Raw genomic sequence first — 19,126 nt, 5'->3', positions numbered from 1 at the left:
GCCGCGTCGCCCGCCGCGATGTGCAGGGCAGCGTCAACATGGACGTCGCCTCGGGCCAGTCCAGCGGCAAGATCGTGGCCGAGCTCACCGAAGCGACCAAGTCCTTCGGCGAGAAGACCGTCATCCGCAACTTCAGCGGCACCATCCTGCGCGGCGACAAGGTCGGGCTGCTCGGCCCGAACGGCGCGGGCAAGACCACGCTGCTCAAGCTCATCCTGGGCGAGCTCGAGCCCGACAGCGGCAAGATCCGCCGCGGCACCAATCTGCAGGTCGCGTATTTCGACCAGATGCGCGACAAGCTCGACCTCGACGCCACGCTGGAAGACTTCATCAGCCCCGGCAGCGAGTGGATCGAAATCGGCTCGCAGAAGAAGCACGTCAAGAGCTACCTCTCGGACTTCCTCTTCTCCCCCGCGCGCGCCAACTCCCCCGTGCGATCGCTCAGCGGCGGCGAGCGCAACCGCCTTCTGCTGGCCCGCCTGTTCGCCCGCCCCGCCAACGTGCTGGTGCTCGACGAGCCGACCAACGACCTGGACATCGACACCCTGGAGCTGCTCGAGAACCTGCTGCAGGACTACGACGGCACCGTGTTCCTCGTGAGCCACGACCGCACGTTCCTGGACAACGTGGTCACCAGCACCATCGCCTTCGAGGGCGACGGCCGCTGGCGCGAGTACGAAGGCAGCGTGCAGGACTGGCTGATCCAGTCCAAGCGCGCGCGCGAAATCGCCGAGCAGCGCCTGGCCGCGGCACCGTCGCCATCCGCCGCACCCGCGCCCGCCCCGGCCGCCGAGGCGGCGCCCAAGGCGGCCGCTCCCCGCAAGAAGCTCTCTTATAAGGAGCAGCGCGAACTCGAAGCCCTGCCCGCGCAGATCGAAGCCCTTGAAGCCGAGCAGAAGCGCATCACCGAGATGCTCGAACTCGACGGCGGCGCCATCTACGCCTCCGACGCCTCGCGCGCGGTCGAATTGAGCGAACGCCACGCCCGGATCGACGACGAGTTGCTCGCCGCGCTCGAACGCCAGGAAGAACTGGGCGTCACGCGCTGACCAGGTCGAGCGCCAACGCCCCGCCGCGCGTCCGCCCGTCCGACGCGGGGCGGGCGCCGACTAGGCTATATATGCGGCTACCCCAATCCCCGGGAATCACCGCATGCCTTCACCCTTCACGCGCTTCGGCCGATATGCCGTGCTCATCGCGGCATTGCTGCTGGGCGCCTGCGCCCAACTGCCGAAAGACGTCGACCGCCCCGTCACCACCGCGCTCGCCTCGCCGAATGACACCGCGCTCGGCGCGCTGGTCCGCCAGCGGCGCCAGGCCGACAAGGCGCGGTTCGAATCCGGCTTCCTGCTGCTGGGCGGCCCGCCCGCCGCGTACGGCAGCCGGCTCGCGCTGATCGAGGGCGCGCAGAAGACGCTCGACCTGCAGTACTACGCCATCCACGCCGATGCGAGCACGGGCCGCCTCGTGCGGGGCCTCAGGTCAGCGGCCGAGCGCGGCGTGCGCGTGCGCATCCTGCTGGACGATTTCCACAGCACCGGCCGCGATGCGCTGGTGCTGGGCCTGGCCTTCGTGCCCAACATCGAGATGCGCCTGTTCAACCCGCTCGCGGGTGCGCGCGATTCCACCTTCAGCCGGCTCTTCAATTCGATCGGCGACGCCTCGCGCATCCAGCAGCGGATGCACAACAAGCTGTTCCTGGCCGACAACGTGCTCGGCGTCACCGGCGGGCGCAACCTGGGCGACGCCTATTTCGGCAATGCGGCCACCGGCAACTTCGTCGACCTGGATGTGCTGGCGGCCGGTCCGATCGTGCAGGACCTCTCGCGCAGCTTCGACAGCTACTGGAACAACGAGCGCGCCTATCCCGTGCAGTCGCTGGTCTCGCGCGAGGAGTTCCAGGAAATCCGCGAACGCGCGCGCAAGGCCGACAAGGAACTGACCGACGAAGCCGCAGCGGCGAAGAAGGATGATCCCGCCGCGCCCGAAAGCAAACCCAAGCCCGACGCCCCGCCCACCGCCGCCCAACGCGCCCGCGCCTGGGACGAAAAACCGCTGGACCTGCGCACCGCCACCTTCGTCTGGGCGCCGGCCGTGATGCTGGCCGACCAGCCCGGCAAGATCCCGGCCGACACCGGCCCCGGCGCGACGCGCGAGCCGGGCCTCGTGGTGAGCCGATCCGCCGATGCGGGCCGCGCCCCGCGCGCCGCGAACGTGCCGACGTCCTCCCGGACACCGCCGAGTTCACCGGCATCGCTGGCCGCCGCATCGGACGCGGCCGCCAGCGGCGACACCGTGGTCGAAGGCCTGCTGCAACTCATCGGCCAGGCGCGCTCCGAGCTCCTCATCATCTCGCCCTACTTCGTGCCCGGCCAGGACATGAAAGAGGCCTTTGCCGCGGCGCGCGCCCGCGGCGTGAAGATCCGCGTGCTCACCAATTCGCTGGCCTCGAACGACGCGCCGGTGGCGCACGTCGGCTACGCGCGGCACCGCGAAGAATTGCTCAAGATGGGCATCGAGCTCTACGAGCTGCGCAGCGAGCAGAGCACCTTCGGCACGGTCTTCGGATCGGGCTCCTCCGGCGGCGGCGCCGGCGGAAGCAGTGCCACCGGCGAATCGCGCGCGATGCTGCACTCCAAGGTGCTGGTGATGGACGGGCGGCTGCTGGTCGTCGGCTCGATGAACCTGGACCTGCGCTCCCAGCTGCAGAACACCGAGATCGCCCTGCTGATCCGCAGCGACGAACTCTCGCGCGTGGCCGGCGAGCAGATCGAGCGCGGCATGCGCGAGCGCTCCTGGCACGTGGAGCAGGTCAACGGCGCGCTGGTGTGGCACGCGCCCGAAGGCAGCGGCCTCGCGGACTCGACCACCGAGCCCGACGCCAGCGCCACGCTGCGCCTGATGCTCAGGCTCTTCGGTCCCCTGGCGCCGGACCAGCTGCTGTAGCCGGCGCGGTCAGTGCTTGTGGGCGGCGCCGCCGGCATCGGCGCCTTCTGGCGCGCCCACGGGCAGCGTCAGGTCCAGCGCGGTCTTCACGCCCTTGGCGTCCTCGAACTTCAGGGTGAACGGCACGGTCGCGCCCTTGGCCAGCGCGCCCTTCAGGTCCATCATCATCACGTGGTAGCCGCCGGGCTTGAGCTCGACCGTCTGGCCCGCGGGCAGGTCCAGGCCGCCCGGGAGCTCGCGCATCTTCATGGTGTCGCCTTCCATCTTCATCTCGTGCACCTCGGCCACGCCGGCCGCGGGCGTGGAGATGCCGACCAGCTTCGCGCCGGTGGGGGCGGTGAGCTTCATGAAGGCGCCCGTGCCGCTCTGGCCCGGCACCGATTGCCGCACCCAGCCGCCCTGCACGTCGACCGTGGCCACGCCCTGCGCGACCACGTTGAGCTTCGCCGCCGGCGCCTTGAGCCCCGCGGTCGAATTGCCCGATGCCGGCACCTCGGCCCAGTCGGCCGCGCCCACGTCGCAGGTCTGCAGCACCTTGAACCACAGCGTGCCCGGCGTGCTCGGCACCTTGCCGCGCAGCACGAACTCGCTGCGCTCCTTGCCGGGCAGCGCGTCCTGCGGGGTTTCGGCGGTCCAGCGCACTTCGCCGTCGCCGGCGTTCTTCTGCACATCGAGCTTCCAGCCCTTGCGCGCCTGGGCATCGGTCAGCACGAAGCCCTTGGGCAGGCGCACCGCAAGACCGGTGGTGGCATTGGCGCCTTCGCAGGCATGGCCGACGCGGAAAGCGGCGTTGTAGTCGCTGCCGACGGTGGCGCCGCCGGGCGGCAGGGTGACGTGGGCCAGCGCGGCGGCGCCGCCGGCCAGCATGGCGCAGGCGGCCAGGGTCTTGACGGTGAAGGCGGGCGTGAAAGGGGAGGTGAAGGTGTTCATGTCGGCATGTCCTTGCAGATGAATGACAGGGATGAAAGCGTCAGAGGTCGAACTTGAGTTCGGCCACGTAGGTGCGTTGCGGGTACGGGTGGAAGGCCCAGTACCTGTTGTTGTTCAGGTTGTCGATGCCCAAGGCCGCGCTCCACTGCCGGTCGATGCGGTAGCGGATGCGCGCGTCGACCACGAAGAACTTCGAGAAGCCCATGTACGCGAAGCCGTTCGGGTCGCTGTTGTCCAGCGAACCATACTGCTTGCCGCTGTAGCGCATGCCCACGGTGTAACTCCATTTCGCATCGGGCCGGTAGGTGGCCAGCAGCGCGGCGCGCACCTTGGGCACGCGCGGTTGCTCCCGGCCGACGCTCGCGGGGAAGCCGCTGTTGGCGGTGATCTTGGAGTTCGTGAGCGTCACGCTGCCGCTCAGGTCGAACCCTTTCACGCCCACGTCGGTCGCGTTCAGCGCCACCTCCAGGCCCCGGGTGCGGATGGCATCGACGTTCTGCACCGTGCTCACGAGGTTGTTGAGCGCCTGGCTGTAGAGCGCGTCCTTCGTGTTCTCGAAGAACAGCGTGGTGCGCAGCATGCCGTCCACGCCCCAGCCCGTGAGGTCGCGCTCGGCGGTGAGCTCGGTGGTCCACGAGCGCTCGGGGCGCAGGTTCGGATTCGTGTTGACGATGCGGTTGCCGTCGATCGAGCCCTGGTAGAGCTCGCTCACCGTGGGCATGCGCACCGCGCGGCCGGTCGAGGCCTTGAAGAGCCACTCGGGCGTGGCCTGCCAGGCGAGGGCCGCCTTGGGCGAGTCGTAGCTGTTCTTGCGCGGCGCGAAGTCCAGCAGCCGCGTCGCGTTGCCCAGTTGCCCGCCATAGGCCTCCCAGCGCTCGTGGCGCAGGCCCAGCGTGGTCTTCCAGTCTTTCGCGAAGCGCCAGGTGTCCTGCACGTAGAGCGACTGCAGCCGGGTGTTGCCGTTGAAGGCCGAGAACGGCGTCACGGCCGGGCCGGCGATCCAGTCGAGCGTGTTGCCGACGCTGGTGCGAAGGCGCGCGGTGTCCTGCTGGAAGCCGAAGTCGACCACGTGCGCGCCCACGCCTTCGGCCGAGCCGGTGGGGCGCCAGGTGCCCGCGGCCTTGAAGGTGTTCCAGCCCGAGCCGCCCATGTCGGTGGTGCGCCCCGCACCGCCATCGAAGGCGCCGGGCAGCGGCGTGGTCGGCGTGCGCGAGGTGTCCTTCGAATAGTCGAACAGGCTCGCCGCCACCTCCCAGTCGAACACGCCACCGGTGTGGCTCTTCACCGAGAGGCCGTGCATGTAGTGGGTGAGCGCGGTCTCGGTGGGCGCGAGCGCGGCGCTGGGCGCATCGAGGTTGTAGGTGCGCCCGCCGATGTTCACCCGCCCCGAATACACGGGCTGTCCGAACGCGTTGCGCAGGTACGTGTCGACGCCGCCGTGCGTGGTGTTGTTCCAGGCGCCCAGCGTGTAGGTGGCGCGGATGGTGGGCGAGAAGTCGTAGGCCACCTTGAGCTTGGCCTGCTCCTGCGTGGTGTCGTAGATGGTGGAGCCGCCCACCAGCCACCAGGGCTGGTTCGACGGGTTCAGCCCGAGCACCGCGCCGGTGACCGGCGTGCCCGCATTGCCGACGGTGCCGGCGCTCACGAGCCGGTTGCCGAACACCAGCGCCTGCCCCTTGCTGTGCGTGCGCGAGGCGCTCAACCACCACGACCAGTCGCCGCTGCGGCTGCCCAGCGACAGGTCCAGCTGCTGGCCCGCGGGCGACGAATGGCTGTTGTACAGGTCGAAATTCGAGGCAAAGCCGCTCAGCTTGACGTGCGCCTCCAGCTGCGTGGGCATGCGCGTCACGTAGTCGACCACCGCGCCCACCGAGTTGCCCGGGTAGGCGGCCGAGAACGGCCCGTAGAGCACGTCGACCCGCTCGATTTCCTCGGGCGACACCATGCCCCAGCGCGGCGCGTAGGTGGCGCCGTTGCCCAGCGGGTTGGACAGCATGATGCCGTCCGCATAGACCATCGAGCGCGCGCTGTTGCCCGTGCCCGAGGCGCGGGTGGCGAGCACCGCGTGGTTGAAGTCGCCGATGTAGCGCTTGCGCACGACCAGGCTAGGCAGGTACTTCAGGGCGTCCTCGGCATCGGTCGCGTTGACCGTCGCTGCGATCTGCTCGTGCGTCACGCCCTCGATGGTGGTGGGGATCTGCGCCGGCAGCGAGGTCGGCCGGCCGCTGGTCACGGTGATGGCGCCGAGCGCCCGGCCGGTGCCGGCTTCAGGCGCGTCGGCGGCCGGTTGCTGTTGCGCCCACACGGGCGCGCTGAGGGGAAAGGCCATGGCGATCGCCAAGGCGCGGGAATGCTTTTTCACTGGGAACCTGCTCCACGAACTTCAAGCCGGACGGGCCGCAAGGCGCCCTCGATCGGGCGCACGCGGCTGGGGTTTGGAAAGCGTCAGGAGAGGTTCGGGGGCCCGCGCGCCGGCAGCGGCGCCGCGGTGGCCGCGGCAAGGCGCGCGGCGGGAATCGGCTGGACCACGCGGCCCAGCGGGAGGGGAAGATCGAAAGCGGCCACGGCCATGGCCGGCGGCGGCGCGCCGGTCAGCACGCACAGCGGGCAGTCCATGTGCGAGGCGCCCATTTCCCGGGCGCCGTCTTCGGTGTGCACCACCACCTTGATGGAGCCGGCGCTGGAGCACACCAGCTCCATGGCTTGCGGATGCACGATGGGCGAGGCCACCGCCACGCCCAGCGACAGCATGAACCACAGCAGCACCCAACGGCCGACCTGGCCGATACGGCCGAGGAAGGGGGTGTGGGGGCGCTGCAGGTGCATGGCGGTCGCGATTATCTGCGCACTTTGCCCTTGGGAGCCGCTGCGGGGGCGCGGGCGGCCGCCTTGGCCGGCGCCTTGGCGCCCTTGGAGGCTGGTGCGGCTTTCGAAGATTTCGCCCCGCTCGCTCCCTTGGCGCCCGGCGCGCCCTTCCGGACGTTTTGGACTTTCTGCCCCTTCTGTCCCTTGACCGCCTTGCCCCCGCGCACGGCCCGGGGCGCCGGCTCGGGCGCCGAGAGCGCCGGCATCGGCACCGCCGTCTGCGCCTGCGCGCTGGTGAGCACCGGCGTCACGGTGAAGCCGCGCTGGGCCATCAGCGCCGGGAGCCCCTGCGGGCCGATCATGTGCAGCGCGCCGACCGCGGCGAACACACCCTTGCCGCCCGCGTGCATGCGCTCGATGCCGTCGGCCAGCCCGGGATTGCGGTCGTCCAGCAGGCGCTTCATGAGCCGCTGCTCGGCGGGGGTGCGAAGGCAGTCGCACCAGTCGGCGTAGCGGGCCAGCTTGTCGGCGTCGCTGCGCGCCCAGACTTCGGCCAGTTCCTTCATCTGCCCGCGCAGCTTGCCCGACTCCAGTTCGTCGAGCGCCGCATCGACCTGCTCGGTTTCTTCCGCTTCGGAATCGCCGGTCAGCGCCTTCACCTGCTCGGCCGCGTTCTCCAGCGCGAAGATCGGCTTGTTGCCGTTGCGGGCGGACACCGCCATCGTCTCGTCGACGCCGAATTCGGGGTACAGCCCGTCGGCGCGCGCCACCAGGCCGGCCAGCGCCGACACCTGCAGGATGGGCTGCAGCTTCGCCGTCGCGCCCGGCGGCACGCAGGCCTCGGCGTTCTGGCGGTCGAGCCGGCGCGCGCGTTCGCCGCTGAGCATGCGTTGCAGCAGCGCCGGATCGGCCGGCTGGCCCATCACGCGGGCGGTGGCCTCGTCGCGCGCATCGATCTCCAGCGCGAGCGCGTCGCTCTGCGCCAGCGCCTTCTGCACGGTGGGGCCGGGCCGCACCCATTCGGCGCGGCCGATGTGGATGGTTCCGTAGAGCCAGGAGGTGCGCCCGTCGCGCTCGATGCGCCAGAGCATGCCGCGGTCGACGCCGTTGCGCACGCCCGAGCCCAGCTTGGCGAGGCTGGCGATGGCCGAGGGCGGGCAGTCGGCCGCGTGCGCCGCGACCGCGAACACGCAGAGGGCCCCGGCCAGGGATTGACAGGCAAGGCGCGCAAGGCGCCCCGGGGTCGAGAAATCAGTGGTGCGCTTCAGCGCGGCGAGGATCCGGCGTATCCGCAAGGCCTGCTCCATCATGAAAGAAAGTCCGGCATTCTCACAGCACCGCTGCCCATAATCCGAAACCATGCAGAGCATCTTCCACCTTGCCTTTCACGTGCGCGACCTCGACGGCGCGCGCCGCTTCTACGGCGACGTCCTCGGTTGCGCCGAGGGCCGCAGCACCGACACCTGGGTCGATTTCGATTTCTTCGGCCACCAGATCTCGCTGCACCTGGGCGAGCCCTTCGCCACCGCGCGCACCGGGCGCGTGGGCGACGTGATGGTCCCGATGCCCCACTTCGGCCTCGCGCTGGCCCTGCCCGACTGGCAGGCGCTGGCCGAGCGGCTGGAAGCCGCGAACACCGATTTCGTGCTCGAACCCCAGGTGCGCTTCGAAGGCCAGCCGGGCGAGCAGTGGACGATGTTCTTCTGCGACCCCTTCGGCAATCCGATCGAGGTCAAGGGCTTCCGTTCCCTGGCCACCCTCTACGACAAGTAAGGCCACGTGGGATACACCTTCGCGTCGGCCACCGTGTTGCTGCTGCTGATCACCGATCCGCTGGGCAACATCCCGATCTTTGCCAATGCCCTGAAGGGCGTGGCGCCCGAGCGGCGCACCCGGGTGATCGTGCGCGAGGTGCTCATCGCCTTCGCGCTGCTGCTGGGCTTCATGTTCGTGGGCGACGGGTTCCTGCGGGTGATGGGCCTCTCGGGGCTTTCGCTGCAGATCGCGGGCGGGGTGGTGATGTTCCTGATCGCGCTGCGCATGATCTTTCCGCCCGAGCACGGTACTGCACCTGTCGCGGCACCGACGGAAGAGCCGCTGATCGTGCCCCTGGCCGTGCCCGCGCTGGCCGGTCCCTCCGCGCTGGCCACGGTGATGCTGCTGGTGTCGCAGGCGCCCGAGCGGCGCCTCGAATGGGTGGCCGCGCTCAGCGTCACCATGGCCGTGTGCGCCATCGTGCTGGTGCTGGCCGAGCGCATCCAGCGGCTGGTCGGCGAGCGCCTGGTGCTCGCCTTCGAGCGGCTGATGGGCCTGATCCTGGTGGCCGTGGCGGTCGAGATGATGATCCGCGGCGTCAAGCTGCTGGCTTCGGAAATGGGGAGGTAGCCGTCCACATGCCTTTCTTCGCAGAGCCCCACCTGGCGGCCCGGATCTTCCGGCTCACGCTGACCACCCTCGTCCCGCTGCCGTTTCTCTTCGGCGCGGGCACCGCCCAGGCGGTGCAGGTCTGCGAGCTCAACGGCCAGAGCGTGAGCCCCTCCAACGGCAGCACCACGGCCGGCAAGACCGGCCTCATGCGCTGCAAGGACGGCACGAGCGGCGAGCTGCAGCGGGAGCAACAGGTGCAGAGCGGCGTCTTCATGGGCCTGGTGCGCTTCTACGAAAAGGGCAAGCTCGCGCGCGAACACACCATCAACGCCAAGGGCAACATGCAGGGGCGCGCGCGCGAGTTCTCGCCCGCCGGCCAGGTGCTGCGCGAAGCGGTGTACGACGACGGCCAGGAGCGCGGCCTGGTGCGCAGCTTCTACCCCGGCGGCCAGTTGCGGCGCGCCACCTTCTACCCCGACACCGGCGCCGGCCCCGAGCGCGCCTTCGTCGAATTCACCGAGCGCGGCCAGATGGCGATGCTGCGCTGCGGCGAGGCGCCGGTGCTGGCGCCCGTGGCCGACGACGCCAGGCTGTGCGGCTTCACGGGCGGCGCGTCGCAGGTGGACCTGTTCGATGCGCGCGGCACGCTGCGCTCGCGGGTGTCGTACCTGGCGGGCAAGCGCGTGCGCAGCCAGGAGTTCTACGACAACGGCAAGCCATCGACGCTGGACGAGACCACGGGCAACCAGCGCGTCGAGCGCAGCTTTTCGTCCGAAGGCGTCAAGCGCCGCGAGACCGTGTGGCTGCTGGTCGAGCGCACCGCCATCCGGCAGCGCGAGCAGGAGTTCTCCGAAAAAGGCACCGTGGTGCGCGACCAGCGCTGGACGCCGGTGGGCGAGCCGTTGCGCGACGACAGCTTCTATCTCAACGGCCAGCCGCGCAGCAAGGCCGTGTACAGCGGCACCGGCACCGCGCGCACGGTCGAGGTGACCGAGTTCTACGACAGCGGCCAGCGCGCCGCGCAGGGCCGCTATCTCGCGCCGGGCCGCAACCGCCAAGTGCCCATCGGCACGCACCAGCGCTTCAGCGAAAAGGGCACGCTGCTCGCCGAATCGAACTTCGACGCCAAGGGCCGCGTGACGCGCGAGCGGGCGTGGGACGAGAACGGCGACCTGCAGAGCGACGACGAAGTCTTCGAAGACGGCTCGCGCAAGGCCTTCACGCAATAGGCTCGCCCCCAGGCTTCGCGCACTTCGTGTCGCTTCTCCTACCCCCTACCGGGGGCAACACCTGAGGCCCGGCGAAGCCGGTTCCTCGGTGTTACTGGGCTCGCCCCCAGGCTTCGCGCACTTCGTGTCGCTTCTCCTACCCCCTACCGGGGGCAACACCTGAGGCCCGGCAAAGCCGGTTCCTCGGTGTTTCACAAACAGGAGGGCACGGCCGCCCCGGGTTTGCCGTCGGGGTCAGTCCAGCTTGATGCCGGCCTGCTTGATGATCGGCCCCCAGCGCTTGGACTCGGCACGCGAGAGCGCCGCGAACTGCGCCGGCGTGCCGGGCATCGCTTCCATCCCGAAATCGTCGAAGCGCTTCTGCACGGCCGGTGTGCCGAAGGCCTTGTTGAGGTCGCCGTTGAGCTTGCTCACCACCGCGGGCGAGAGGCCCGCCGGGCCGAGGATGCCCTGGAACGCGAACACCTCGGTGTTGGGCACGCCCACTTCGGCCAGCGTCGGCACGTTGGGCAGCGGCTTGCTGCGCGCGCCCGAGCCGATGGCCAGCACCCGCACCTTGTTGCTCTGCATGATCGGCAGGCCCGAGGCCAGGTCCAGGAACATGCAGGGCACCTGCCCGCCCATCACGTCGGCCATCGCGGGCGCGGCGCCGCGGTAGGGGATGTGGGTGATGAAGGTGCCGGTGCGCACCTTGAACATCTCCATTGCTAGGTGGTGCGGCGAGCCGTTGCCGGGCGAGGCGTAGTTGACCTTGCCGGGGTTGGCCTTCACATAGGCCAGGAACTCCTTGAAGTTCTTCGCCGGAAAGTCCGGATGCACCACCAGCGCGAGCGGGAACTTGCCGATGGCGCCGATGTAGGTGAAGTCTTTCTCGGGGCTGAACGGCAGCTTGCTGAACAGGTGTTCGTTGAACGCCAGCACGGCGTTGTCGGCCGAAAGGATCGTGTAGCCGTCGGGCTTGGCTTTCGCCACGATGTCCGCGCCGATGTTGGTCGAGGCGCCGGGGCGGTTGTCCACCACGATCTGCTGGCCCAGCGTCTGGCGCATCGCCTCGGCCAGCACGCGCGCGATCACGTCGGTGCCGCCGCCCGCCGGATACGGCACGACCCACTTGACGAGTTGCGCGGGGTACTCCTGCGCATGGGCGAAGGGCGAGGCGGCCACGGCGGCGCCGGATGCGAGCGTGGCGAGAAGGGTGCGGCGATCCATGGATCAGTCTCCTGGTTGTAATTGGGTTGCGGAAAGCGATGGTACGGGCAGCGCGCGCAGCGCATCGGCGAGCGCCGCGCGGCAGCGCGCCTCATCGCCGACCTGCTCGAACAGCAGCAGCGCCAGGCGCGCGAGGAACAGCGATTCGCGCTCGGCGCCCGCTTCGGTGATGGCGCGCGCGCACTCGGCGTAGAGCCGGTCGCGGGCGTCGGGGTCAAGTGAAGGTGCGGTGCTCATGCGGCGACGGGCTCCAGTGAAACGGCGGCGCGGGCCAGCGCGCCCTGCAGCGCGCCGGAGGGCATGCGGCGCCAGCGCGCGGCCACGTGGCCGTCGGGGCGCAGCAGGTAGACGGCGCCATCGCGCGCGCCGAGCGCTTCGAAGACGGCGGGGTTCGCATGCGCGTCGGCGCCGCCGATGCCCGGGGCGGCGACGGTGCGGACGGCGAAGGGCAACGCGCCTTGCTGCGCCTGCGCCACATCGTCTTCGGGCAGCGGCGCTGCATCGGCATTCGGCCGCAGCACCAGCAGCGTGAAGACCGGCGCGATCAGGTCGGTCAGATGCCCTTGTTCGAGCTGCTGCTCCGGCATCACTTCGCCCGGCAGCGGACCTGCGGCAAGCGCATCGCCCTCGCTCGACAACGGCGACGCCGCATAGCGCACCGCCTGCGTCTGCCGCGGATTGATCAGTTGCGCGATGCCCCGGTGTTCTTCCGACAGCGACAGCGCCGCCTCCCGCAGCAGGTCGAAGCCGCGCGAGGGCGGCGACATGAATTCCGTGCTGCGCATCGCGTTCTCCGCATTGACGTGGAAGGCCGCGATGCGCTCCTCGGAGTACGAATCCAGCAGCGCCGCATCCGATGCGCCGCGCGCAACCAGCGCCAGCTTCCACGCGAGGTTGTCCGCATCGTCGAAGCCCGAGTTGAGCCCGCGCACGCCGAAGATCGGCATCGCATGCGCCGCGTTGCCCGCGAACACGACGCGGCCGTGGCGATAGCGCTCCAGCGTCATCGCGCCCGCGCGGTACACGGACGTCCACACCGTCTTCCACGGCAGGTGCCCTTCGCCGATCGCATCGAGATGGCGCTGCACGAACTCGGCCACCGCCGCGGGCTGCAGCGCCTCTTCGGTGCTCTGGCCCGCGCACAGCTGGTAGTCGATGCGCCAGATGTCGTCGGGCTGGCGGTGCATCAGCACGGTCGAGCCCGGGTTCCACGGCGGGTCGAACCACGCGCGGCGCTCGGTCGGGTGGTCGCTGTGCAGCTCGATGTCGATGATCACGTAGCGGCCTTCGTAGCCCGTGCCTTCGAGCGAAAGCCCGACCGCCTTGCGCACGAAGCTCTGCCCGCCGTCGCAGGCGGCCAGCCACTGGCCCTGCAGGCGATAGCTGCCCTCGGCGTTGCGCGCGTCGAGCGTCACACCGTCATCGGTTTGCGCGATGCCCGTGAGCTCGGTGCCCCAGCGGATGTCGATGAGCCCCGGCGTCGCTTCGTTGCGGCGGAAGATCTCTTCGAGCAGGTAGTGCTCGGCGTAGTACTGCTCCAGGTTGATCATCGGCGGCAGCTTCTGCTGCGCGTCGTGCGGCATCTCGAAGCGGAACACCTCGGCCGTCTTGTAGAAGCTGCGCCCACCGGTCCACGGCAGGCCCTTGGCCATGAACGATTCGCGCACGCCGAGCCGCTCCATGATCTCCAGGCTGCGCCGCGAGATGCAGGCCGCGCGGCTGCCGACGCACACCGTGTCGTCGGCTTCCAGGATCACGCAGCGCACGCCGTGGTTGGCCAAGCCCAGCGCGAGCGCCATGCCCACCGGCCCGCCGCCCGCGATCACCACCGGATGACGGCCGGGCTCGATGCCATCGGCCTCCAGCGGCGGCGTCCAGACCTTGTAGCGCGTGTAGTCGAAGGCGCCGACCGAAGGCGGCAGCTCGGTCGCGCTCAGGGTCGGCGGCACGGGGCCGCTCGCGGCATCGGCGGCGACAGCAACGGTGGGGTTCGTCATGCAACGGGATTGTCCCGATGCGGGGCGGCCGCCAATGTCATAACTTCGTATGAAGTACTTACCCTATCCCTTGAACGCATGAGACGCTGGCGCATCCACCCCACCGACGCTGCGCTGGCGGCGGCCGTCGTCGGCGACGTGCTCTCCGGCGTGGGCACGCCGCACCTGGCCACGAGCTATCTCAAGGCGATGCAGCGCGTGATGCCGGTCACCTTCTGCACCGTGTTCGCGGTGAGCAGCACGGGCCGCATCGAGGCGGTGTCGGCCGCCAGCAGCTACGGCAGCACGGCCGAGCGCACGACCGAGCGCTACGTGGAGCAACGCTTCGACCTGCTCGACCCCAACATGGCGTGGCTCGCCGCGCGCAAGCTGCCCCAGCGCGCGCAGCTTTGGCTGGGCCACCAGCGCGCCGAGGAGGTGGCCGACCCGGCCTACCGCGCCGCCTGCTATGGCGACGTCGGCATCCGCGAGCGCGCCTCGGTGCTGTTGCTGCTGCCGACCGGCCAGCGCGTGGCGGTGAGCTTCTACCGCAGCCTTGCGCAGCCGGAATTCGATGCGAGCGACTTCGCGCGGATCGAGGTGCATGCGACGCTGCTGGCCGACGCCACCGCGGCGCATGGCCGCAGTGCGATGGTCGTGCGCGAGGCCGTCGCGCCCGCCCTCGCTTCGCGGCTGCTCACATTGAGCCTGCGCGAACGCGAGGTCATCGGTCACCTGATGGCGGGCAAGACCGCGAAGGAAGCGGCGCGCGAGATCGGCGTGGAGCTGACCACCGTGCGCACGCACCAGTACCGGGCCTTCAGGCGGCTGGGCATCCGGTCGCAGAAAGAGCTGCTGCTGCGCGCCACGGCAGACGCGTAGCGCACTTGCGCAGCGGCCTCTCTCTGCTTACTTGGCCGCGTCCAGTCGCTTCTGCATGCGCGCCGAGCGGTCGGCCGACGGCGGATGCGAGCTCATGATCGAGCTGCCGGTGGCGCCGCCGCTGAGCTTGGCCAGCTTGTCGAAGGCAGTGACCAGGCCCTTGCGCTCGAGCTTGCGCTCGGTCAGCAGGTCGAACGAATAGTTGTCGGCCGCGCTTTCGTTCGCTTGCGAGAACTGCGCATTGACGAACTTCTCGCCCAGGTCGCCGGCCTGCGACTGCGACAGCTGCGCGGCAACCCCGCCGGCAGCGCCGGCCAGTCCGCGCACGGCCGAGGCGGCGTAGGCGGTCTGCATGCGCGACTTGGAGTGGCCCAGCGCCACGTGGCCGATCTCGTGGCCGATCACGCCGCGCAGTTCGTCGTCGTTCATCAGGTCCATCAGGCCGCTGTAGACGCGGATGCAGCCGTTGGCCATGGCCCAGGCATTCACGTCCTTGGTCATGTAGACCTTGTAGTTGGCCGTCTTGCCGTTGACGGTGGTGGGCATCTGCTTGATGACCTGGTTCAGGCGCGTGGCGTAGCGGCTGCTGGCGGGCGCGATCTGGTTCTTCTGGTCCATGGCGGCGCACGACTGGTCGGACATCGTGCTCACTTCGGCGTCGCTCAGCGACATGGCCTTGAAGGCCGAACCGCCCGCCTGGGTGAGCGCGCCGGTGTCGGCGTTCTTCATGGTTTCGCAACCGGCAAGGGCGAAGGCCGCAACGGCGGCGGCAATAGGCAAATAACGCAAGGAAACTCCCACTTTTTTCTTGGTATGAATGGCGGCCGCGGAGCGCAGCCGCCGGACGCGCTGCCTTGCGCGCGGTGATGACGCGTCAGGGCAGCCGCCGGATCATAGCCATGGTGGACAGCGCAAGCCGGCACGCGCACGCAGCGGCAAGCGGGCGCGTGACGTATTTGCCGCTACGCCCTCAGTCTTCGGCCGCTTCTTCCGCCTGCGGCTTCACCAACGACACCGGCGCCTCCTTGGGCCTTCCGTTCGTCGACACGATCTCCTGGTCGATCGCCCCGAACAGCGAGCGCCCGTCCAGCCCCTTCATCTCGATGCGGATCGTGTCGCCGAACTTCATGAATTCGGTGACCGGCGCGCCGGTCTGGATCGTCTCGATGCAGCGCTTCTCGGCGATGCATGAATAGCCCTTGGGCCAGTCGAGCTGGCCGTCCTTCTTCTCGACGCCCTTGTTGCTCACAGTACCGCTCCCGACGATGCTGCCGGCGCGCACGTTGCGCGTCTTGGCGATGTGGGCGATGAGCTGGCCGAAGTGGAAGGTCATCTCCGGGCCGGCGTCGCACATGCCGACCTTGCGGCCGTTCCAGCTGCTTTGCAGCGTGAGGTGCACCCGGCCGTCCTGCCAGGCTTCGCCGATCTCGTCGAGCGTCACGGCCACGGGGCTGAAGGCGGTGGCGGGCTTGCTCTGGAAGAAGCCGAAGCCCTTTGCGAGCTCGGCAGGAATGAGGTTGCGCAGGCTCACGTCGTTGGCCAGCATCACGAGGCGGATGCCGTCCAGCGCCTGGTCGGGCGTGGCGCCCATCTTCACGTCGCCGGTGATGACGGCGATCTCGGCCTCGAAGTCGATGCCCATGGCTTCGCTGGGCACGATCACGTCGTCGACCGGGCCGAGGAAGTCGTCGCTGCCGCCCTGGTACATCAGCGGGTCGGTGTAGAAGCTCTCGGGCACCTCGGCGTTGCGGGCCTTGCGCACCAGCTCCACGTGGTTGAGGTACGCCGAGCCGTCGGCCCACTGGTAGGCGCGCGGCAGCGGCGCCATGCACATCGCGGGGTCGAAGGGGAACGAATGGCGCGCGCGGCCGGTGTTGACGGCGTCGTACAGGTCCTGCAGCTGCGGGCTCATGAAGCCCCAGTCGTCCAGCACCTGCTGCAGCCGGCTCGCGATGCCGGTGGCGTAGTGGGCGAGCGTGAGGTCGCGCGAGACGACGACGAGCTGGCCGTCGCGCGAGCCGTCCTTCAGGGTTGCGAGTTTCATGATGCGGTGCGTGATGAAGGACACGGCGCGGACACGAAGGCCGGACGCCGCTCCCACTAAACTGGTTGAACGGGCGGCAGTGTACCGAGGTGGCCCTTCCGAACCTCCGTGCAAACGCCCACTCCACACCTGATGTCGACGCTCGTCGCTCCCTCTTCGCCATCTTCGCGGTCTTCGTTGCCCGGGCGTCCGTCCTGGCGGGCGCTGGTCGGGCTGACGCTGGCGGTCGCGCTGGTGCACTTCCTGGTGCTCGGGGTGGCGCCGATGGCGGTCGGGCCGGAGCCCTCGCCGCTGGCGAACAAGTTCATCACCCGCACGATCGTGATCGCGCCGCCCGCGGCGGACAAGCCCGCGGCGCCGGCCCCCGCCGCCGCGCCCGTCGAGGCCAAGCCGGCGGCGCCCGCCAAGCCCCGGCGCCCGCGCGCACCCACGCCGCCCAAGCCGAAGCCCTATCCCGAACCGGACGCGTCCGCACAACCCGCTCCGGAAACGCCCGACCTGACGGCGCAGGCTCCTACGGATTCAGGAGCAACACCGCCCGAAGCGCCCGCCAGTGCGTCGGTGTCCGCCGCACCGGCAACCGGCGGCGCGGAAAACGGCACCCCCGGCGGCACGGCGGCGGCCGGCAGCGAAGCCTCCGGCACCATCGCCGGCACCCAGGCGCTGAGGATTCCGGGCTCCGTCACGCTCGATTTCGAAGCCACCGGCCAGACGGGCGCCTCCCCGCAGCGCGGCGTGTTCGGCGAACTGGTCTGGCTGCAGGACGGCAGCCGCTACGACGGGCGGCTCACGCTCAAGGCGGTGTTCTTCACGCTGCTGAACTGGCACAGCACCGGCAAGATCGGCCCCTCGGGCCTGGAGCCCGAGCGCTATTCGGAAAGCCGCAAGGCCGAGGTGGCCTCGCATTTCGTGCGCGACCAGGGGCAGGTCATCTTCAGCAACAACGCCCCCAGCGTGCCCTTGCAGCCCGGCGCGCAGGACCGCATGAGCGTGATGATGCAGCTGGGCGGCCTGCTGGCGGCGAGCCCCGACCGCTACCCGGCGGGCACCCGGATCTCGGTCCAGACCGTGGGCGTGCGCGACGGCGACGTCTGGGTCTTCGTGGTCGGCGACGAAGAGAAACTGCAGCTTCCGGCCGGCGAATACACCGCCCGCAAGCTCACCCGCACGCCCCGCAAGGATTTCGACCGGAAACTGGAGCTCTGGCTGGCGCCCAAGTACGGCTACCTGCCCGTGCGCATCAAGCAAACCGAGGCAAACGGCGACTTTGCTGACGCCCAATTGCGCAAACCCCTACCCGAAGGGCCCGCCAATTGAGGCAAAAAGGCTCACAAGTTAACCGTCCGGCGACAACTGTTCTTGAAACTGGTGCGTTGATTGCTATCTAACCCGATATGAACGCCATCGATATCCTCACTGGGCCCGCCATGAACATGCTTTACGACTCGGAGTCTTTCGTCGTCGTGCACGTGCAGCCGAATGACGGCGACGAGCCCGCGAAGCCCAATGTGCCCGTGCTGGAGCGCCACGGATTCGAAATCGTGGACAAGCGCTCGGGCAAGGAGGTGTATCTCGACGGTTCCTGGGCCGAACTGTTCCAGCAACAGATCGCCGCTTGGCAGCTCAACACCCCCACGCAGGAAGAGGTCGAGGACACACTGGAGGGCTACGCCGAACTGGCCCACACCCCCGTGCTGGTGCACTGAGAACCCAGCCTGCCGCCGCAAGAAGCGCCCCGCCGGGCGCTTTTTTCATGGGCGGGCGGTTTTCCGGCGGCGGACCCGCAGGAAACGGATTGCAAAAAGGGACAGCGAAAAGCGCCAATGGCTGGCACGGCGCGCAAACACCGCCGGCATAGGATGGGCCGATGTCCTTCCAACGCTGGCCCGCGCGGGCGCCCCGCTTCCTGCTCTGCCTGTCGGTCGCCGCCGCATTGACCGCCTGTTCCTCCTCTTCACTCTTTTCGTCCATCTTCCCGCCCGGCCCCGATGCGCCCGTCGCCAACCGCGTCTCCGCGCTGTTGCCGGTGGACGCGCTGTTGCTCGGCGAACAGCACGATGCCCCCGAGCACCACGCGATCGAGCGCGAGACCGTCGAGGCATTGGCCGCGCGGGGTGCGCTGGCCGCGCTGGCGCTCGAGATGGCCGAGGAAGGCCGCAGTACCGCCCATGTCGCCGCCACCGCGACCGAGGCGCAGGTGCAGACCGCGCTCGGCTGGAACGACAAGGCCTGGCCCTGGGCCAGCTACGGCCCGGCCGTGATGGCCGCCGTGCGCGCCGGCGTGCCGGTGGTGGGCGCCAACCTGCCGCGCGCACGCATGAAGGACGCGATGGCCGACGTCTCGCTCGACGTGCAGCTCAACGGCGAGGCCTACACCGCCCAGCAGGACGCCGTGCGCGAGGGCCACTGCAAGCTGCTGCCCGAGTCGCAGATCATCCCGATGACGCGCATCCAGGTGGGCCGCGACCGCGCCATGGCGCAGGCCATCGTCAAGGCCCGGCAGCCGGGCAAGACGGTGCTCTTGATCGCCGGCGCCGGCCATGCGGTGCGCACGCTGGGCGTGCCGCAGCACCTGCCGGACGACGTGAAGGTCACCTCGGTGCGCCTCCTGGCCTCGGCGACGAACGACGTCGAGGCCGGCGAATTCGACAAGACCTGGCAGACCCCGCCCCTGCCCGAGAAGGACTACTGCGCCGAACTCCGGCGCCCGGCCAAGGCACCGGCCGCCTCCTGAACGA

At 69.6% G+C, this 19,126-nt stretch carries 18 protein-coding genes (1 of these 18 only partly in view); 9 read left to right on the top strand and 9 right to left on the bottom strand.

Annotation, left to right across the window (positions count from 1 at the left end; all coding sequences use genetic code 11):
• Positions 1-1,049 carry the 3' portion of an ATP-binding cassette domain-containing protein gene (locus ACZYRS_RS04390; RefSeq protein ID WP_463418255.1) on the top strand. 850 nt of this gene lie to the left of the window's left edge, so 1,049 of the gene's 1,899 nt are visible here — the last part of the coding sequence; its start codon lies off the left edge, out of view; it ends in the stop codon at positions 1,047-1,049.
• Between the two features lie 103 nt (positions 1,050-1,152).
• Positions 1,153-2,946: a phospholipase D family protein gene (locus ACZYRS_RS04385; RefSeq protein WP_463418254.1), complete on the top strand. Its 1,794-nt coding sequence runs from the start codon at positions 1,153-1,155 to the stop codon at positions 2,944-2,946.
• Between the two features lie 9 nt (positions 2,947-2,955).
• On the opposite strand, the gene ACZYRS_RS04380 is transcribed toward ACZYRS_RS04385, so the two are convergent.
• The 4 genes from ACZYRS_RS04380 to ACZYRS_RS04365 form a co-directional block, all read right to left on the bottom strand.
• Entirely contained in the window at positions 2,956-3,876 is a 921-nt protein-coding gene (locus ACZYRS_RS04380) for a copper chaperone PCu(A)C domain-containing protein (RefSeq protein ID WP_463418253.1), read from the bottom strand.
• Between the two features lie 40 nt (positions 3,877-3,916).
• Entirely contained in the window at positions 3,917-6,205 is a 2,289-nt protein-coding gene (locus ACZYRS_RS04375; protein WP_463418252.1) for a TonB-dependent receptor, read from the bottom strand.
• A gap of 116 nt (positions 6,206-6,321) precedes the next feature.
• Positions 6,322-6,702: a DUF2946 family protein gene (locus ACZYRS_RS04370; protein ID WP_198788432.1), complete on the bottom strand. Its 381-nt coding sequence runs from the start codon at positions 6,700-6,702 to the stop codon at positions 6,322-6,324.
• Between the two features lie 11 nt (positions 6,703-6,713).
• Positions 6,714-7,871 carry a TraB/GumN family protein gene (locus ACZYRS_RS04365; RefSeq protein WP_463418251.1) on the bottom strand — a complete coding sequence of 386 codons (1,158 nt, stop codon included), beginning with the start codon at positions 7,869-7,871 and terminating at the stop codon, positions 6,714-6,716.
• A gap of 169 nt (positions 7,872-8,040) precedes the next feature.
• On the opposite strand from ACZYRS_RS04365, the gene ACZYRS_RS04360 reads away from it, so the two are divergent.
• The 3 genes from ACZYRS_RS04360 to ACZYRS_RS04350 are packed head-to-tail and all read left to right on the top strand — an operon-like array spanning position 8,041 to position 10,277.
• Entirely contained in the window at positions 8,041-8,454 is a 414-nt protein-coding gene (locus tag ACZYRS_RS04360) for a VOC family protein (protein WP_198788431.1), read from the top strand.
• Between the two features lie 6 nt (positions 8,455-8,460).
• The gene (locus ACZYRS_RS04355) at positions 8,461-9,066 is read left to right on the top strand and encodes a MarC family protein (protein ID WP_198788430.1); all 606 of its coding nucleotides are present in this window, start codon (positions 8,461-8,463) and stop codon (positions 9,064-9,066) included.
• A gap of 8 nt (positions 9,067-9,074) precedes the next feature.
• Positions 9,075-10,277 carry a toxin-antitoxin system YwqK family antitoxin gene (locus ACZYRS_RS04350; protein ID WP_463418250.1) on the top strand — a complete coding sequence of 401 codons (1,203 nt, stop codon included), beginning with the start codon at positions 9,075-9,077 and terminating at the stop codon, positions 10,275-10,277.
• Positions 10,278-10,511: 234 nt separating this feature from the next.
• Here ACZYRS_RS04350 and ACZYRS_RS04345 read toward each other — a convergent pair whose 3' ends face one another.
• From ACZYRS_RS04345 to ACZYRS_RS04335, 3 genes are read right to left on the bottom strand one after another with little or no spacing between them, the layout of a single operon-like run.
• Positions 10,512-11,486, bottom strand: coding sequence for a Bug family tripartite tricarboxylate transporter substrate binding protein (locus ACZYRS_RS04345; protein WP_463418249.1), 975 nt, complete (start codon positions 11,484-11,486; stop codon positions 10,512-10,514).
• 3 nt (positions 11,487-11,489) lie between these two features.
• Positions 11,490-11,723, bottom strand: a complete 234-nt coding sequence (locus ACZYRS_RS04340; RefSeq protein WP_429612671.1) for a hypothetical protein — start codon at positions 11,721-11,723, stop codon at positions 11,490-11,492.
• Positions 11,720-13,483, bottom strand: a complete 1,764-nt coding sequence (locus ACZYRS_RS04335) for an FAD-dependent monooxygenase (RefSeq protein ID WP_463418248.1) — start codon at positions 13,481-13,483, stop codon at positions 11,720-11,722. The genes ACZYRS_RS04340 and ACZYRS_RS04335 overlap by 4 nt, the downstream gene beginning before the upstream one ends.
• A gap of 78 nt (positions 13,484-13,561) precedes the next feature.
• Here ACZYRS_RS04335 and ACZYRS_RS04330 point away from each other — a divergent pair, with 78 nt between their 5' ends.
• Positions 13,562-14,344, top strand: coding sequence for a helix-turn-helix transcriptional regulator (locus ACZYRS_RS04330; RefSeq protein ID WP_463418247.1), 783 nt, complete (start codon positions 13,562-13,564; stop codon positions 14,342-14,344).
• A 27-nt stretch (positions 14,345-14,371) separates the two neighbouring features.
• Here ACZYRS_RS04330 and loiP read toward each other — a convergent pair whose 3' ends face one another.
• Positions 14,372-15,133: a metalloprotease LoiP gene (gene loiP / locus ACZYRS_RS04325; protein WP_463418246.1), complete on the bottom strand. Its 762-nt coding sequence runs from the start codon at positions 15,131-15,133 to the stop codon at positions 14,372-14,374.
• Positions 15,134-15,314: 181 nt separating this feature from the next.
• Entirely contained in the window at positions 15,315-16,388 is a 1,074-nt protein-coding gene (locus ACZYRS_RS04320; RefSeq protein WP_198788423.1) for a fumarylacetoacetate hydrolase family protein, read from the bottom strand.
• A 132-nt stretch (positions 16,389-16,520) separates the two neighbouring features.
• Here ACZYRS_RS04320 and ACZYRS_RS04315 point away from each other — a divergent pair, with 132 nt between their 5' ends.
• The 3 genes from ACZYRS_RS04315 to ACZYRS_RS04305 all read left to right on the top strand — a co-directional run bounded on the left by ACZYRS_RS04315 (position 16,521) and on the right by ACZYRS_RS04305 (position 19,122).
• Complete coding sequence (locus tag ACZYRS_RS04315) at positions 16,521-17,705, top strand: DUF3108 domain-containing protein (RefSeq protein WP_463418245.1); 1,185 nt, start codon at positions 16,521-16,523, stop codon at positions 17,703-17,705.
• A 110-nt stretch (positions 17,706-17,815) separates the two neighbouring features.
• Complete coding sequence (locus ACZYRS_RS04310; RefSeq protein ID WP_042577641.1) at positions 17,816-18,094, top strand: BTH_I0359 family protein; 279 nt, start codon at positions 17,816-17,818, stop codon at positions 18,092-18,094.
• A 161-nt stretch (positions 18,095-18,255) separates the two neighbouring features.
• The gene (locus tag ACZYRS_RS04305) at positions 18,256-19,122 is read left to right on the top strand and encodes a ChaN family lipoprotein (RefSeq protein WP_463418244.1); all 867 of its coding nucleotides are present in this window, start codon (positions 18,256-18,258) and stop codon (positions 19,120-19,122) included.
• Positions 19,123-19,126: the final 4 nt, after the last annotated feature.

It is taken from the genome of Variovorax sp. AC194 (genome assembly GCF_979257995.1).
Note: the sequence above shows the minus strand (reverse complement) of the source record. Positions and strands in the feature narration are given on the sequence as shown.